14 protein-coding genes are annotated in these 15,505 nt (G+C 60.5%); 4 read left to right on the top strand and 10 right to left on the bottom strand.

The annotated features are described in order from the left end of the window. Positions 1-34: 34 nt before the first annotated feature. From AC19YS_RS01895 to AC19YS_RS01875, 5 genes are all read right to left on the bottom strand, one after another. Positions 35-2,671 carry a TonB-dependent receptor plug domain-containing protein gene (locus AC19YS_RS01895; protein WP_500600746.1) on the bottom strand — a complete coding sequence of 879 codons (2,637 nt, stop codon included), beginning with the start codon at positions 2,669-2,671 and terminating at the stop codon, positions 35-37. A 241-nt stretch (positions 2,672-2,912) separates the two neighbouring features. After that, positions 2,913-3,851: a FecR domain-containing protein gene (locus AC19YS_RS01890; RefSeq protein WP_119741494.1), complete on the bottom strand. Its 939-nt coding sequence runs from the start codon at positions 3,849-3,851 to the stop codon at positions 2,913-2,915. Further along, on the bottom strand, positions 3,848-4,357 hold the full coding sequence (locus AC19YS_RS01885; protein ID WP_106578459.1) for a sigma-70 family RNA polymerase sigma factor: 510 nt from the start codon (positions 4,355-4,357) through the stop codon (positions 3,848-3,850). The genes AC19YS_RS01890 and AC19YS_RS01885 overlap by 4 nt, the downstream gene beginning before the upstream one ends. A gap of 108 nt (positions 4,358-4,465) precedes the next feature. Further along, the gene (locus AC19YS_RS01880; RefSeq protein ID WP_200622948.1) at positions 4,466-5,257 is read right to left on the bottom strand and encodes a phosphate/phosphite/phosphonate ABC transporter substrate-binding protein; all 792 of its coding nucleotides are present in this window, start codon (positions 5,255-5,257) and stop codon (positions 4,466-4,468) included. 9 nt (positions 5,258-5,266) lie between these two features. Next, the gene (locus tag AC19YS_RS01875) at positions 5,267-6,196 is read right to left on the bottom strand and encodes a fatty acid desaturase (RefSeq protein ID WP_106578457.1); all 930 of its coding nucleotides are present in this window, start codon (positions 6,194-6,196) and stop codon (positions 5,267-5,269) included. A gap of 301 nt (positions 6,197-6,497) precedes the next feature. Between AC19YS_RS01875 and AC19YS_RS01870 the strand changes: the two genes are divergently transcribed. Continuing rightward, the gene (locus AC19YS_RS01870) at positions 6,498-6,929 is read left to right on the top strand and encodes a GNAT family N-acetyltransferase (protein ID WP_106578456.1); all 432 of its coding nucleotides are present in this window, start codon (positions 6,498-6,500) and stop codon (positions 6,927-6,929) included. Between the two features lie 66 nt (positions 6,930-6,995). Next, the gene (locus AC19YS_RS01865; RefSeq protein ID WP_200622949.1) at positions 6,996-7,814 is read left to right on the top strand and encodes a class I SAM-dependent methyltransferase; all 819 of its coding nucleotides are present in this window, start codon (positions 6,996-6,998) and stop codon (positions 7,812-7,814) included. Between the two features lie 136 nt (positions 7,815-7,950). On the opposite strand, the gene def is transcribed toward AC19YS_RS01865, so the two are convergent. From def to AC19YS_RS01850, 3 genes are all read right to left on the bottom strand, one after another. Then, positions 7,951-8,490: a peptide deformylase gene (gene def / locus AC19YS_RS01860; protein ID WP_200622951.1), complete on the bottom strand. Its 540-nt coding sequence runs from the start codon at positions 8,488-8,490 to the stop codon at positions 7,951-7,953. Then, positions 8,487-9,455 carry a YihY/virulence factor BrkB family protein gene (locus tag AC19YS_RS01855; protein ID WP_106578453.1) on the bottom strand — a complete coding sequence of 323 codons (969 nt, stop codon included), beginning with the start codon at positions 9,453-9,455 and terminating at the stop codon, positions 8,487-8,489. The genes def and AC19YS_RS01855 overlap by 4 nt, the downstream gene beginning before the upstream one ends. A 181-nt stretch (positions 9,456-9,636) precedes the next feature. Then, entirely contained in the window at positions 9,637-9,822 is a 186-nt protein-coding gene (locus AC19YS_RS01850) for a CsbD family protein (protein WP_076015848.1), read from the bottom strand. 198 nt (positions 9,823-10,020) lie between these two features. Between AC19YS_RS01850 and AC19YS_RS01845 the strand changes: the two genes are divergently transcribed. After that, on the top strand, positions 10,021-10,398 hold the full coding sequence (locus tag AC19YS_RS01845; protein WP_106578452.1) for a hypothetical protein: 378 nt from the start codon (positions 10,021-10,023) through the stop codon (positions 10,396-10,398). 166 nt (positions 10,399-10,564) lie between these two features. Here AC19YS_RS01845 and fadD1 read toward each other — a convergent pair whose 3' ends face one another. Together fadD1 and fadD2 are read right to left on the bottom strand one after the other, a co-directional pair. Further along, a complete protein-coding gene (gene fadD1, locus AC19YS_RS01840) occupies positions 10,565-12,256 on the bottom strand; it encodes a long-chain-fatty-acid--CoA ligase FadD1 (RefSeq protein ID WP_145159507.1) in 1,692 nt (563 codons plus the stop codon). Between the two features lie 389 nt (positions 12,257-12,645). Then, positions 12,646-14,334 carry a long-chain-fatty-acid--CoA ligase FadD2 gene (gene fadD2 / locus AC19YS_RS01835; RefSeq protein ID WP_119741486.1) on the bottom strand — a complete coding sequence of 563 codons (1,689 nt, stop codon included), beginning with the start codon at positions 14,332-14,334 and terminating at the stop codon, positions 12,646-12,648. Between the two features lie 221 nt (positions 14,335-14,555). Between fadD2 and AC19YS_RS01830 the strand changes: the two genes are divergently transcribed. Further along, positions 14,556-15,500, top strand: a complete 945-nt coding sequence (locus AC19YS_RS01830; protein WP_200622952.1) for an alpha/beta hydrolase — start codon at positions 14,556-14,558, stop codon at positions 15,498-15,500. The last annotated feature ends 5 nt before the right edge of the window (positions 15,501-15,505 follow it).

Below are 15,505 nucleotides of genomic sequence, written 5' to 3'. Positions count from 1 at the left end.
CTCCCACACTTGATCGGTGTGCTATTGCAGTGGGTTAAAAGTCATAACTGAGCCGCGTGTAGTAAAACGCCCCTTCCGGCGCGGTCGGTGACAGGTAGCTGTATTGCTGGCCCGGCGTCTGGCGCAGGCGGCTGTTGAAGTCGTCGGGCTTGCTGTCGAACAGGTTGTTCACGCCCACCGACACGCGCAGTTGCTTGGTGAACGCGTAGTTGACGTCCAGGTCGGTGCTCCATTGCGCACTGAAAACCTGGTCGTACTGCGCGTTGGTCTCGCTGGCCGCGTATTTGCGGTATTTGCCGTAGCGGGTTTGGTTGAGGGCGATGGTCCATTGGTTGAGCGTGTGCACCGCGCCGAACACCAGTTTGTCTTCGGGGTAGCCGTGTTCGATAAAGCCACGCGCTTCGCGGGTCAGCACTTCAAAGCCGTTGGGGTTTTCGTGGACTTTCTCGATGGTGGTGCGCGCCTTGGTGTAGCCGGCGGACAGGGCCAGGTTGCCGAACTGCGCGAGGTCCAGGTTGTACTTGCCGACGATGTCGACGCCGCGCGTGCGGGTGTCGGCAGCGTTGGTCATGAACTGCGCCCAAGAGTACTGCCCGTAACCGGCATTGGTGAGGATCTGCTCGGCCAGTGGCCCGGAGATGCCGCCGCTGAACAGCAAGCGGTCGCGAATCGAGATTTGATAGGCGTCGATGGTCAGCGAGGCATTTTCTGCCGGTCGCAGCACCAGGCCCAAAGAGTAGTTGGTCGATTTCTCAGGTTTGAGCGGTTGCGCGCCAAGGGCACGGGCCGCCGGGTTGTCGGCCGGCAGCATGCGCGTCAGCACCGGGTTGCCGTTGGCGTCCAGGTTGGTGGTGGTGGTCCACGAGGTGCCGATCTGCCCCAGGCTCGGCGCGTGGTAAGCATTGTTGACCGTAGCGCGCACGCCCACTTGCGGGGTGAAGTCATAACGCGCCGAGAGCTTGCCGGTGGTGGCCGAGCCGAAGTCCGAGTAGTGCTCGGTGCGCCCGGCGACACCGACTTGCAGCTTGTCGGTGACCTGGTTTTCAAGGCCGAAATACACGCCGCCCACGTCCCGTTTAAACGTGCCGGCGTCTTCCGGGGTCAGGCCCGAGGCTTGTACCGCGCCAACCTGTACGCCATCGATGCCGCCGTAGGAATAGGAATCGTAGTCGCCGGCTTCGAGGCGATATCGCTCATGCCGATACGCCACTCCGCCGGAGACAGTCAGCGGGTGGCTGGACCAGCTCACGTCCAGGTCCTTGGCGTAATCGAGAGTGATGTTGGTCTGGTCGTTGACCAGCGTGGCGACGTTGAACTTGGTCGGGCTGTTGGCGCCGTAGCTCGGGTTGACCGTGTTGAAGGCCAACTCGTCGTGCTCGTCGCGGCCATAGGTGGCGCTCAGGTCGAAGCGGCCGATGCTGTCGTCTTCATAACGCGTGCCCACGGTGATGGCGCCGTCTTCGTAGCGATAGCGGTACTTGGGAATCGTGCCGCCGGGGTAGATCGAGGCAACGTTGTTCGGGCTGCTGGCCAACAGCGGCGGCGTGTTGTTCACCGAGGTGTCCTGGCCGAAGGTGGCGAAGCTGTAGACGCGCCATTGGTCGTTCAGGCCGATCTCGGCGTTGGCCGCCAGGTTGTATTTGTCACGCCCGGCGCCGCCCCAGCGTGGGTCTTGCACCTGACCGTCGGCGATGTACTTGTCGCCAATGTCGTCGGGCTTGTTGTTCAACGTGTTGAAGCTCAGGGTCAGGAAGCCATCGCCCGGCAGGCCAATGCCGTACCAGCCGTCGGTGGTTTTGCTGAAGCCATCGCCCTGGGCGTATTTGCCCAGTTGCGTGTTGATGCCGCCACCGCTGTCGCGCTCCTTGAGCACGATGTTGACCACCCCCGCCACTGCGTCGGAGCCGTACTGTGCCGAGGCGCCATCACGCAGCACTTCGACGTGGTCGATGGCGCTGATGGGGATCATGTCCAGGTCCACCGGCTGGGCGCCAATGAACGGCACGCCACCGGAAATATTCACCACTGCCGAGGTGTGCCGGCGCTTGCCGTTGATCAGCACCAAGGTCTGGTCAGGCGACAGGCCACGCAAGGAAGCGCCTTTGGGGTCTTGCCCGCGGGTGGCGCTGTTGTTCTGCGGAAAGTTGAACGACGGCAGCAGTTGGAACAGCGCTTGGTTAAGGCTGGTGGCGCCGGTCTGCTTGAGTTCTTCGGCGTTGATCACATCCACCGGCGCGCTGCTGGTCAGGGCGGTGGCATTGCTGCGCCGGGTGCCGATGGCGACCACGCGGTCGAGGGTCGGCGCCTGCGCGGCGCTGGTCTGCGCCTTGACGCTGCTGGTCGCGTTTTTGGCTGCGCCTTCCTTGATGATGAACGCACCGTCCGGGCTCACCTGCACTTGCAGGCCGGTGCCCTTGAGCGCGGCGTCCACCGCCTGGTGCGCTGACAGCGAACCGTCGACCGTGGCCGAGGAATAATTGCCCAGTTGTGGCGTGAAGGAAATCACCTGGCCGCTCTGGCGACTGATGTTCAACAGCACTTCATCCAGCGGGCCGGGGGCGATGTGGTAGACCTGACGCGCCTCTTCGGCACTGGCGGCAAATGACAGAAACAGGCTGGCCAACGGCACCAGGGCAAAGGTTCGAAGCGGCACACGGTTGAACTGACTCACTTTGGCTCCCCCCAAGGAAACTCGAGAACGCTGCTCCCCGCAGCGCTTACGGGAGTGATGTGGGATGGCGGGGGCAAAACTTGCAGATCGTTTGGTTATGTCGATAGAACCCACCCGCGAAGTGAAAACCCCACCCCTGTGGGAGCTGGCTTGCCTGCGATGCAGGCGACTGGGTCCATCAGCCACCACCAGGTGATGCCATCGCAGGCAAGCCAGCTCCCACATTGGCCGAGCAAGTCCGTCAGGCCGCATTGACGGTCACCCACAACCCGGTGCGGCGGGTGATGTGGATCGGCAAGGTGCGCGCCAGGGTGTCGAGGATTTGCTGCGGGTTGTCCAGCCGATAAAGGCCGCTGACGCGCAAGCCGGCGACTGACGGGTCCAGGCGCAACACGCCAGTGTGATAGGGCCGCAACGCGTCGATGACTTCGGCCAGCGGACGGTCACGCACTTGCAGGAAGCCGTCGATCCACGCCGTGGCGCCGGCCGAACTGACCTGCACCGGGCCGAAGCCGGCGCGGTCGAAATGCACTTCATGGCCGGCGGCGAGTTGCAGGCGTTCGCCGCTCTGACGATCGATTTCCAGCGCGCCATCGAGCGCCACGACCTGGCCCTGCCCTTGCCTCTCGCGCAACACAAAGCGATTGCCGTAGGCGCGCACCTGCGCCTGCTCGGTCTGAATCAGAAAGGGGCGGTTACGGTCGCTGGCGACCCTGGCCAGCAACTCGCCTTCGCGCAGGCGCACCAGGCGCCGCTGCGGGTCGAACTGGATATCCGCCGCGCTTTGCGCGTTGAGCAACAACTCGCTGCCGTCGGCCAGGGTGACGGTGCGACGTTCACCGGTGCCGGTGCGGATGTCCGCAGTCAGGTCCGCTAACCCCATGGGTTTGCTCAACAGCGCAGCGCCCATGGCCACGCCTGCACCCGCCAATGCGACCTGCAAGACATGGCGGCGGCTGGAAGGCGCATCCAGCGCTTGCTGCAGAACCTTGCCGCTTACGCCTTGCGCTTGCGCAACCTGAAACACGCCAAGGCGCGTTTCCAGTTGCCGGCACAATGCGTCATGCCGCGGGTCGGCTGCGCGCCAGTGGTGATAGCGCTGCCAGTCCGCCGCCGTGGCCTCGCCCGAACGCAGCAGCACGTACCAGCGCGTGGCGCTGTCGATCAAGGCGTCGTTCATTCCAGGCACAGCCGCAGGCAACGGTTGAGCGCGCGGGCCATGTAGTCGCTGACCGAGCGTTGGGAAATCCCCAGTTCAGCGGCAATCTCGGGATACGTCAGGCCATTGAGTTGCGACAGCAGGAAGGTCGCCTTGACCTTGGCCGGCAAGCCGTCGAGCAACTGGTCGATGGCCTGCAAGGCTTCGAGCATGTGCGCCAGGTCTTCGGGAGACGGTGCGGTGCAGGTTTCGTCGTTGTCCAGGGCATCGAGATAAGCGCGCTCCAGATCCCGCCGGCGCCACAGCTGGTACATCAGGCGCTGGGCAATGGTGGTGAGCAAGGCGCGGGGCTGACGAATCGGCACCACGCCTGGCGAACTCAGCAGTTGGACGAAGGTGTCGGCGGCGATGTCTTCGGCGTGGGCACGCGAGTCGAGATGGCGGTGCAAACGGCTGCACAGCCAGTCGTAATGACTGCGGAACAATCCGCCCACGTAATCGCTGTGAGAAGTGTCGGCGCCGGACATAGTGGCTCCATCTGAGTAGGTTGCGCGTTATGTCCGGTGTTCCGGTGGAGCGATCCTAGCAAGGCGGCTTATTCTTTAATAATATTTAAAAGGTATTTTTATATAACCTTATTGAAGCTTCGAATAACCCGCGTTGACCGCCTGTTGCTGGTAATCCAACAGCACGCGGTAGTCGTCTTCGCGCGCGGGCAGCACTTGCTGGATACCCAGCGTGTCGACCACCTGCGGCAGATCCTGCAACGCCAGGTTCATTGCCTCGCGGATCTGCGCCACGTGCTCATCGCTCAGCCTAAGCGGCCCGATGTAAGGCAAGGTCGGGCTCGGCGCGCTGCGGGTGACGATGCGCAGCCCCGCCACTTCCTGCGGGGCGAAACGCGCCAGGTAGTCGTAGGTGACGCTGTCGATGGCGGCGAGGTCGGCAAGGTTTTCGCGCAGCCAGCGCAGGCTTTCACGGTGGGCGCCGCTGATGCCGACGCTGGCAAAGAAACGACCGCCGCGCTGCAACGGCGCGAGGCGTTCGCGCAGCAGGTTCATGCCGCTGTTGGAGTCATGGCCATTGATCACGCCACGGCTGAGGTAGAAGTCCGCCAGTGCGGTGCGCGGGTCGTCGTCGCGGGCCAGCAGCAGGCTGCAATGTTCGCCCTGGCTGCTGTGGGCCAACTCGTAGCGTGGGCGACCGATCATGCGCACCTGGCCGCGCAGTTGGGTCATCAGCGGATAGCCGCAGGTTTGCGTGACGAGCAGTTCGGGCGCCAGCCACAGGCCGTGCAGGTCGAGGTGGTCGGCGTTGCGGCGGCTCAGGTTCAGACGCTCCACTATCCGCGCCAACCACTGCTGGTTGGCGCGCTGCACCGCTTCGGGGGCGACGTACATCAGCAGTTCGGCGTAGTGATCACTCATGGGCGTCTCTCAGGCAAAAGGGTGCCGGGGGCTGTCGATGGCCTTGAGGCCGTGGCGGCTGATCAATTGGCCGTAGCCCTGCACCACAAACCCGCCGCTGCGCGCCACCCATTGTTCACGGCGGGCGTGGTAGACGGTGGGCAGCAAGTACCAGGGCAGTTTCGGCAAGTCATGGTGCACCAGGTGCAGGTTGTTGTTGAGGAACAGCCAGGTCCAGGGCCAGGCCGCTTCGTTGAGGACGGTGCGCTGTTCCGGCTGCAGGTGTGGACGGTGCTCATAGTAAGAACGGATCGACGCCAGGGACAAGGCCGGCACGCTGACCAGCAGCAGGTAGTGCCACACCGGCAGTGCGCTGCAGTGGGCAATGAAGCTCAGCATCAATAGGGTCACGGCGCCGTGGGCCAGCCACATCGGCCACACGTGGGGCAAGCGTTGAAACTCATGACGCGCCAGTCGGCCAATTGCCAACGGCGCCGCGAGCAGGAAACGGCCGAGCACGGTTTTGGTCAGCCAATGCACGCTGCGTTTGAACAACGAGCTGTTGTCCCATTGGGATTGGTTAAGGTAGCGGCTTTCCGGGTCGATGCCCGGCAGCGTCAGGTCTTCATCGTTGTGGTGCAACAAATGGCTTTCGCGGTACAGCGTATAGGGATACCACACGGCAAAAGGTGCATAGCCGAGCAGTTTGTTCACAAGAAGCGAGCGGGTGGGATGGCCGTGGAGCAATTCGTGCTGCACCGACAGCCACAGCGTCACCAACGGGATCAGCAGCAAGGTGCTCAGCCACAGGCCCAGCCATTGACTGGCGAGCATCACGGCGAACCAGCCGGTGTACACGCCGATCAGCAACAGCCAGGTCGGCCATTCGGTTCGGGCGGTAAAACGGTGCACCAGGGCTTCGATTTCCCGGCGCTGGGTCAGATCAAGGTAGTTGGCCATCGGCAGCTCAGAGCAGGTGTTTCCTGCTCTGTGCATTGAGGCTTGAAAATCTTGCAGACCGTTTGGTTCTAAGCTTGTAACTCAGTGACCGAACAGGCCTGTGTCGGACTTCTTGGCTTTCTTGTCAGCGCGTTTTTCATCGGCGGTTTTTGCCGGTTTCTTCTTCGCGGCTTTCTTTGAATCCATACCTTTGGCCATGATGCATGCTCAACTGAAGGGGATGTAACAGTGGGTATACCACCTATTGCCGGGCAGAAGGCGCTTATAATCCCCGACCCTTGATATTGCTCGCTTGAAGACCATGCCCGAACTGCACCTCGAACCGCTGGCAGCGCCGCTGTGGCCGCTGCTCAACAAGTTTTACCGTAGCCACGACTCGTCGATGAAAGCCATTAAAGGCGGGCGTTTATGGGTGGCGCGCGACAGCGAGATCGTGGCCGGGTTGTGCCTGAGCCCGGTGCTGGGCGGGCAGTGGCTGACGGGGGTGTTTGTGGACCCCGCGTATCGCGGCAACGGGTTGGCGGCGCGCCTGATTCTGCAGGCTGTGGCCGAAGTGGAAGGCACAGTGTGGCTGCTGTGCCATCCGGATCTAGAAGGTCTGTACCGGCGTATGGGCTTCACTCAGGACACGGTGCTGCCACAATCGCTCAGCGAGCGGCTGGTGCGCTACAAACGCAATAAACCAATGATCGCCATGGGGCTTATAACCAAGGGTGAGGTGCACCTCGGATAATGTGTGATCGCCCGGTAGAGGGCCCATGCTAGCCTCGACGGCACAGTGGCCCCTTACAGGATGATCATGAAAACGACGCTTGCAGCTCTGTCCCTCACCGCCCTCCTCGTTCCAACGCTCAGCCAGGCAGCCGACGCACCGATTACCGCCGCGCAGTACACCAGCGTGCTTGCCGGCAGCTGGCGCGACCCGGCCAACAGCGCGCGCGACGTTTATCGCCATCCGCAGCAAACGTTGGAATTCTTCGGCCTGGGCGCCAAGCAGACGGTGATCGAAATCACCCCGGGCGGCGGCTGGTACAGCGAGGTCCTGGCGCCGTTGCTCAAGGACCATGGGCATTACGTCGCCGCCGTGCAGGCTGCGAGCAGCAGTGCTTACGCCGCGACGTCCGAACAGAACCTGAAAAAGAAATTCGCCGCCGACCCTGCGCGTTATGCCAAGGCCGAGGTTGTCGAATTCGATCCCAAGGCGCCGGTGTTCGGCAAGCCTGCGTCGGCCGATGCGGTACTGACCTTTCGCAATGTGCATAACTGGGTTGACGCGGGCACCGCGCCGGCCACCTTCAGCGCGTTCTACACGGTGCTCAAGCCCGGTGGGGTGCTGGGCGTGGAAGATCATCGCGCCAAGGATGGGGCGGATCTGGAAGCGATCAAGGACAGTGGTTACCTGACCACCGCGCAGGTGGTGAAGCTGGCAACGGACGCCGGGTTCAAGCTGGCGGGACAGAGTGAGGTGAATGCCAACCCGAAGGACACCAAGGATTACCCCGGTGGCGTATGGACCTTGCCGCCGGCATTGAAGTTGGGTGAGCAGGACAAGGCCAAGTATGTGGCGATTGGTGAGTCGGATCGGATGACGTTGCGGTTTGTGAAACCGGCCAAATAACCCGCTTTGAAATGCAATGCACATGTGGGAGCGGGCTTGCTCGCGAATGTGGAGTATCAGTCACAGGATAAGTCACTGATACACCGCTTTCGCGAGCAAGCCCGCTCCCACATTTGGATCTCATTGGGCTTGAAAGCTATTCGTCAGCGTTCGGGTCCATGTCTGGAAACATCACTTCGATAAACCCGAACTTGCTGAAGTCGGTAATCCGCGAGGGGTACAACCGGCCGATCAGGTGATCGCATTCATGCTGCACCACGCGCGCATGGAAACCCTCGGCGATGCGCGTGATCGGCTCGCCTTTGGGGTCGAAACCCTCGTAGCGAATCTGCTGATAACGGTCTACCGCGCCACGCAGGCCGGGCACGGACAGGCAGCCTTCATAGCCCTCTTCCACCACCGGGCTGAGCGGTGTGATCAACGGGTTGATCAGGATGGTCTGCGGCACCGGCGGCGCATCCGGGTATCGCTCGCTGGCTTCGAAACCAAAGATCACCAGTTGCAGATCGACGCCGATCTGCGGTGCGGCCAGGCCAACGCCGCCGACGTGTTCCATGGTCTGGAACATGTCGTCAATCAACTGCCAAAGCTCGGGGCTGTCGAACATTTCCGGCGTAACCGGCGGTGCAATACGCAGCAGGCGCTCATCGCCCATTTTCAGGATTTCACGGATCATCGATCAGGCTCAATGGGTGTGGGCTTGGAGTGGTCCCGGCCTAGGCCTGAGACGTGCTGTTTTGCATCCGTGTCAGAAACTTCTTCGGCGGGTTCATCGAACTCCTTTTCTCCCGGGTCCTTGCCTTCAGCCGACATGTGTTCGATCACGGCATTCATCTCCGCGCCCAGCAACAGCACCGCGGCGGAAATATAGAAGTACAGAAGCAGGACGATGATCGCACCGATACTGCCATACATGGCGTTGTAGTCGGCGAAGGTTTTGACGTAATAGCCAAAGCCCAGGGAAGCAACGATCCACACCACTACGGCGAGCACCGAGCCGGGCGTGATGAAGCGGAATTTCTGCTCCACATCGGGCATCACGTAATACATGAGGGCCACGGCAAACATCAGCAGAATCACAATCAGCGGCCAGCGCAGGATGGTCCACAAAGTCACCACGAATTCCTGCATGCCGATCTGCCCGGCGAGCCACTCCATCACCTGCGGGCCAAGCACCATCAAGGCGGCGGCGGCGAGCAGCATGCCGGCGATGCCGACGGTGTAGAACACCGAGAGCGGGAAGCGCTTCCAGATCGGACGGCCTTCGACCACATCGTAGGCAGCGTTCATCGCGCTCATCATCAGCCGTACACCGGCGGAGGCAGTCCACAGGGCGATCACGATACCAACGGAGAGCAAGCCACCTTTGGACTGCTGCAACTGGTCGATCACCGGGTTGACCTGCTCCAGCGCCTGGGGCGGCAGCACCAGTTCCGATTGCATGCGCAGCCAGGTGAAGAAGTCCGGCAGATGCAGGAAACCAATCAGGGCGATAAGGAACAGCAGGAAGGGAAACAATGAGAACAGCATCTGGTAGGCCAGTGCCGAGGCATAGGTGGGCATTTCGTCATCGACGAATTCCTTGACGGTGCGCACCAGCACCTTATGCAGGGGTAAACCTTGTAATACCGGAAAAATCATAGCGTCTCCTTTCGCCGCAAAAGGGTGAGGTCGTGGGCGACTCAGGGGCCGTTTTCTACATCAAAAGTAGCCTACTTGGCGACTTTGAAACAATTACCAGATTTTAGTTGCAGCATCTGACATAAAAACGGCCATCCGTGGATGGCCGTCGGGCTGCACGCATACAGCCAACGATTCAGACTTACTTGGTGGCTTTTTTTACCGCGTCTTTGGTATCGCCCACCGCTTTCTGCACTTCGCCTTTCTTTTCCTGAACCACGCCTTCGGCGCGCAGCTTGTCGTTGCCAGTCACTTTGCCAACACCTTGCTTGACGTTGCCGACGGCTTCGTTAGCCAAACCTTTTGCCTTATCCGATGTGCTGCTCATGGTATTTCTCCTGGAACAATCGAGGTTTTTGGTCATTACGTAGAGATTGACCCGAGGCTGTTCGGCAGAGTTTCAATTATTTTTCGACGGGCATTTCATCGCCGCTTGCAGGTTTGGCTTTATGTTTTGCAGCCAACCCACGAGAATGCCCCGCACATTCAGGCTATAACGCTGAATAACAGATCCCGTAGGAAGGTTATGAAACTCAATAAAGCACAGGCTATCGCCCGCAGAAACCAGGAACTGGGCGGTGCCGTACTCGGCCTCAACAACTGCCACTTCACCGACCTGGACCGCAAACGCAACATCTGGTGGTTCGACCTGCCGGTGGGCCGTATTGCCGTGGGCCAATACGAGTGGATTCACTTGTTGATGCACAACGCCGAGTCCGACCAGTTGCTGCACCTGAAGGTGCCGACAGCATTTTTGCGTGAAAAACTTGAAGGGCTGGTAGTGCGCAATGCAGGCAAGCGCAGCCCGGAGATCACGCTGGAGCTGAGCGCGGACAAGGATTCGTTCCTCACCGATGTGCGCCCGGCAGGTGCGGGTGTGAGCTTCGCGCAGTTTGCGGTGTAAAAACGCAGATCAAACATGTGGCAGCGGGCTTGCTCGCGAACACGGGGTGTCAGTCGCCGGATGTGTTACTGACTCGCCACTTTCGCGAGCAAGCCCGCTCCCGCATCTGGATTGCATTCCAATCCAGGCATAAAAAAACCCCGCAATTGCGGGGTTTTTTATTGGGTTACTTTTTCAGGCCCAGCTTCTTCAGTTCTTCATCACGCAATTCACGCCGCAGGATTTTGCCCACGTTGGTGGTCGGCAACGCATCACGGAACTCAACGGCCTTGGGCACCTTGTAGCCGGTGACGTTGGCGCGCATGTGCTCCATCACCTGATCTTTGGTCAGGGTGGCACCGGGCTTGACCACGATGAAGATCTTGATGTGCTCCCCGGATTTTTCATCCGGCACGCCGATGGCCGCGCACTGCAGCACGCCGGGCAGGGTTGCCAGCACGTCTTCCAATTCGTTGGGGTAGACGTTGAAGCCGGAGACCAGAATCATGTCTTTCTTGCGGTCGACGATGCGCATGTAGCCGTCAGGCTGGATGATCGCGATGTCACCGGTCTTCAACCAGCCTTCGCTGTCGAGGATTTCGGCGGTGGCATCTTCGCGCTGCCAGTAGCCCTTCATCACTTGCGGGCCCTTGACGCACAGTTCGCCGATTTCACCGAGAGCCAGCTCGACGCCGTCATCGGTGATGACTTTGCACACAGTCGAAGGCACCGGAATGCCGATGGTGCCGATCTGGATGTTCTGGATCGGATTGACCGTGGCCACCGGGCTGGTTTCGGTCATGCCGTAGCCTTCGCAGATGTTGCAACCGGTCACGTCCTTCCAACGCTCGGCCGCGGCCAGTTGCAGGGCCATGCCGCCGGACAGGGTGACTTTCAGCGCAGAGAAGTCCAGCTTGCGAAAGCCTTCGTTGTTGCACAGCGCCACGAACAACGTGTTGAGGCCGACAAAGCCGCTGAACTTCCACTTCGACAGTTCCTTGACCATCGCCGGCAAGTCGCGCGGGTTGCTGATCAGGATGTTGTGGTTGCCGATCAGCATCATCGCCATGCAATGAAAGGTGAAGGCATAGATGTGGTACAGCGGCAGCGGCGTGATCAGGATTTCGCAACCTTCATTAAGGTTGGAGCCCATCAGCGCCTTGCATTGCAGCATGTTGGCGACCAGGTTGCGGTGGGTGAGCATCGCGCCCTTGGCCACGCCGGTGGTGCCGCCGGTGTATTGCAGCACGGCAACATCGCTGCTGGCCGGGCTGGCATCATTGACCGCCTGGCCGTGCCCCTTGGCCAGCACGTCGTTGAACTTGATCGCCTTGGGCAAGTGATAGGCCGGGACCATTTTCTTCACGTACTTGATGACGCTGTTGATCAGCAAGCGCTTGAACGGCGACAACAGGTCGGCGACTTCAGTGACGATCACGTGTTTGACGGCAGTCTTGGGCACGACTTTTTCAGCCAGGTGCGCCATGTTCGCCAGGCAGACCAGGGCCTTGGCCCCGGAGTCATTAAATTGGTGTTCCATTTCCCGCGCGGTATACAGCGGGTTGGTGTTGACCACGATCAGGCCGGCACGGATGGCGCCGAACACGGCAACCGGGTATTGCAGGACGTTGGGCAGTTGCACGGCGATGCGATCGCCAGGCTTCAAGTCGGTATGTTGTTGCAGGTAAGCGGCGAAAGCACCGGACAATTCGTACAGTTCACCGTAGGTGATTGTTTTGCCCAGGTTGCTGAAAGCCGGCTTGTCGGCGAAGCGCTGGCAGGACTGCTTCAGTACCGCCTGAATATTTGGATACTCGTCTGGATTGATGTCTGCAGCAATCCCGGCGGGGTACTTATCCTTCCAAAAGTCTTCGTTCATGGAAGCCCACTCCTCAGCGACGCGAATTCATCATCGCATTTGATGCGATTATTATTGGTGTATGTTTTTTTAAGGTGAGTCTGGCGCTTTCAAGCAGGCCGAGAAGTCACAAAGCGCGCCGAGAGTAGCAGCTTTGCCAAGGGCCGCCTAGAGCCAAAAGGGGCCCCTACGGTCATAAACATGACTGTCCTACAATATTTGGTCACACTTTAAGCAGCGATCAAATATCCCAGCAAAAGGCTCTGGAATAGGGTTTTCAGGGCAATAAAGAATCTATGTGTAAGGGGGCTTGCCCCCGATAGCGGTGTATCAGCCAACACATCTGCTGACTGATACACCGCCATCGGGGGCAAGCCCCCTCCCACATTTTGAGTGGCTTTCAATCATGGTCAGGCGATGTCGCGAAGCTCCCTGCGCAAAATTTTGCCCACCGGCGTCATCGGCAGCGAGTCGCGCAACACAATATGCTTGGGCACTTTGTACCCGGTGAAATTGGTCTTGCAGTACGCCTTCAGCTCTTCAAGGCTCACGCCTTGGGTACGCGCCACCACAAATAGCTTCACCGCCTCCCCGGTGCGGTCATCCGGCACGCCGATGACCGCGCAGTTGGCCACCGCCGGGTGGGCCATCACCACGTCTTCGATCTCGTTGGGGTAAACGTTGAAGCCCGAAACGATGATCAGGTCTTTCTTGCGATCAACAATGCTTACGAAGCCATCGTTGTCGATCACCGCAATGTCACCCGTCTTGAGCCAACCGTCGGCGTCCAGCGCCTCGGCGGTAGCGGCCGGCTGCTGCCAGTACCCCTTCATCACCTGCGGGCCCTTGATGCACAGTTCGCCGCGCTCACCCAATGGCAGCTCGTGCCCGTCATCGTCGATCACCTTCATCGCCGTACCCGGCACCGGAATCCCCACTGTGCCCAGGCGCGATTGGCTGCCGTACGGGTTGGTACTGGCCACGGGTGAGGTTTCAGTCAGGCCGTAGCCTTCGCCGATGGAACACCCGGTCACCGCCTTCCAGCGCTCGGCCGTGGCCTTGATCAGGGCGGTGCCGCCGGAGTTGGTGATCTTGAGGTGGGAGAAATCCAGGGTCTTGAAGTCGGGGTGGTCCATCAGTGCCACAAACAGGGTGTTGAGCCCCAGCAGGCAGGAGAACCGCCACTTTTTCAGCTCCTTGATGAACCCGCCAATGTCGCGCGGGTTGGTGATCAGCACGTTGTGGTTGCCGGTCACCATCATGCACATGCAGTTCGCCGTGAAGGCATAGATGTGGTACAGCGGCAGCGGCGCGATCATCACCTCCTGCCCTTCCTTTACCAGCGGCTGGCCATCGTCGGTGACCTGGGACATGCACGCCCGGGCCTGCTGCATATTTGCCACCAGGTTGCCGTGGGTGAGCATCGCGCCCTTGGCCAGGCCAGTGGTACCGCCGGTGTATTGCAGCACGGCGATGTCATCCAGCGTGACCGGATGCCGGATCAACCCCTGCCCCGCGCCCATGCGCAACGCGCGTTTGAACGATACCGCCCGAGGCAGGTGGTAGGCCGGGACCATTTTCTTGACTTTGTCGACCACGGTATTGATCAACCAGCCCTTGGCGGCGGGCATGAAGTCGCCCATTTTGGCTTCGATCAGGTAATCGATCTCGGTGTCGGCGCACACCTCCTGCACCCTCGCACCGAACAGGTTGAGGTACACCAGCGCACGCACGCCGGCATCCTTGAACTGATGACGCATCTCGCGCGGGGTGTACAACGGGTTGGTGTTGACCACGATCAGCCCGGCACGCAGTGCTCCGAATACGGCAATCGGGTAATGCAGCACGTTGGGCAACTGCACCGCGATACGCTCGCCCGGCTTGAGGTCGGTGTGTTGCTGCAGGTAACCGGCGAACGCAGCACTCTGGCGCTCAAGCTCGGCGTAGGTCAGGGTGATGCCCATGTTGCTGAACGCCGGACGGTCGGCAAAGGCCTTGCAGGAACGTTCGAAGACTTCGATCACCGACTTGTACGTGGTGAGGTCGATGTCATTGGGAACGCCCGCGGCGCGTTTGTCATTCCAGAAATCAGGTTGCATTATTCTTGTCCTCTTACCTGAGTGTGTCCGACCGCTGCAGCGATAAAAACGTGCTGCTATAAAAAGCGGAGCTTTGGGGACGTTAGCAGCTATGGCCAAACAGGCAAATACAGGAAAGAGCGTCATTAATTGCGTGAATCTTCCTACAAGGGCCTGCACTGATCAGACGCAAGCCCGAGGATGAGCTATACACTGCAACGACCCTGAGCAAAGGAAGCGCCATGAACCACAGCACCTTCTGGCTGACCGCGAATGACCGCAGCCGCCTGTACGTCAATCAATGGCTGCCGGAAGGCGAGACCCGGGCAGTCGTCATGCTGTCCCACGGCATGGCCGAGCACAGTGGTCGATATGCACGCCTGGCCCAAGCCCTGTGCGGTGCCGGTTACGGTCTGTATGCGCTGGACCAGCGCGGTCATGGCCGCACCGCCGATGAAGGCACGCTGGGGTTGTACGCCGAAAAGGACGGCTGGAACAAAGTGGTGGGCGACCTGGCCAGCCTCAACCAGCACATCGGCCAGCAGCATCCGGGGCTGCCCATTATCCTGCTGGGCCACAGCATGGGCAGCTACATCGCCCAGGCCTACCTGCTGCACCACAGCGCCAGCCTGACTGGCGCGATTCTGAGCGGGTCGAATTTCCAACCGATTGCGCTGTACCGCGCGGCGGCGGTGATTGCTCGTATCGAACGGGCACGCCAGGGCTTGCGCGGGCGCAGTGCGTTGATCGAGTTCCTGTCGTTCGGCTCGTTCAATAAAGCCTTCAAGCCCAACCGAACGGCGTTTGATTGGCTCAGTCGCGACCCGGTCGAGGTCGACCAGTACATCACCGACCCGCTGTGCGGTTTTCGCTGCACCAACCAGTTGTGGATCGACCTGCTGGGCGGCTTGCAGCAAATCAGCAAAGCGTCCAATCTCGCGCAGATCGACCCGGGCCTGCCGATCCTGGTGATGGGCGGCGAATGTGATCCGGTGAGTGAAGGCAAGCGTCTCAAAAGCCTGGCCCATGCGTTGCGTAAGGCCGGCTGCCAGCACCTGCAATTGAATATCTACCCGCAGGCGCGTCATGAAGTGTTCAATGAAACCAACCGTGATGACGTCACAGCGGATGTACTGGCGTGGTTGCAACAGGCTCTGACCTTGCGCAGGCCGACCCGCCGCGAATAAATTTT

The organism is Pseudomonas sp. MF08831 (assembly GCF_059862645.1).
The sequence above is the reverse complement of the archived record's forward strand: the minus strand, read 5'-3'. Positions and strand labels throughout refer to the sequence as shown.

Coding starts and splice junctions, on each gene's coding strand:
- AC19YS_RS01890 (WP_119741494.1), bottom strand. CDS start 3,851: ATGAACGACGCCTTGATCGACAGCGCCACGCGCTGGTACGTGCTGCTG.
- AC19YS_RS01885 (WP_106578459.1), bottom strand. CDS start 4,357: ATGTCCGGCGCCGACACTTCTCACAGCGATTACGTGGGCGGATTGTTC.
- AC19YS_RS01880 (WP_200622948.1), bottom strand. CDS start 5,257: ATGAGTGATCACTACGCCGAACTGCTGATGTACGTCGCCCCCGAAGCG.
- AC19YS_RS01875 (WP_106578457.1), bottom strand. CDS start 6,196: ATGGCCAACTACCTTGATCTGACCCAGCGCCGGGAAATCGAAGCCCTG.
- AC19YS_RS01870 (WP_106578456.1), top strand. CDS start 6,498: ATGCCCGAACTGCACCTCGAACCGCTGGCAGCGCCGCTGTGGCCGCTG.
- AC19YS_RS01865 (WP_200622949.1), top strand. CDS start 6,996: ATGAAAACGACGCTTGCAGCTCTGTCCCTCACCGCCCTCCTCGTTCCA.
- def (WP_200622951.1), bottom strand. CDS start 8,490: ATGATCCGTGAAATCCTGAAAATGGGCGATGAGCGCCTGCTGCGTATT.
- AC19YS_RS01855 (WP_106578453.1), bottom strand. CDS start 9,455: ATGATTTTTCCGGTATTACAAGGTTTACCCCTGCATAAGGTGCTGGTG.
- AC19YS_RS01850 (WP_076015848.1), bottom strand. CDS start 9,822: ATGAGCAGCACATCGGATAAGGCAAAAGGTTTGGCTAACGAAGCCGTC.
- AC19YS_RS01845 (WP_106578452.1), top strand. CDS start 10,021: ATGAAACTCAATAAAGCACAGGCTATCGCCCGCAGAAACCAGGAACTG.
- fadD1 (WP_145159507.1), bottom strand. CDS start 12,256: ATGAACGAAGACTTTTGGAAGGATAAGTACCCCGCCGGGATTGCTGCA.
- fadD2 (WP_119741486.1), bottom strand. CDS start 14,334: ATGCAACCTGATTTCTGGAATGACAAACGCGCCGCGGGCGTTCCCAAT.
- AC19YS_RS01830 (WP_200622952.1), top strand. CDS start 14,556: ATGAACCACAGCACCTTCTGGCTGACCGCGAATGACCGCAGCCGCCTG.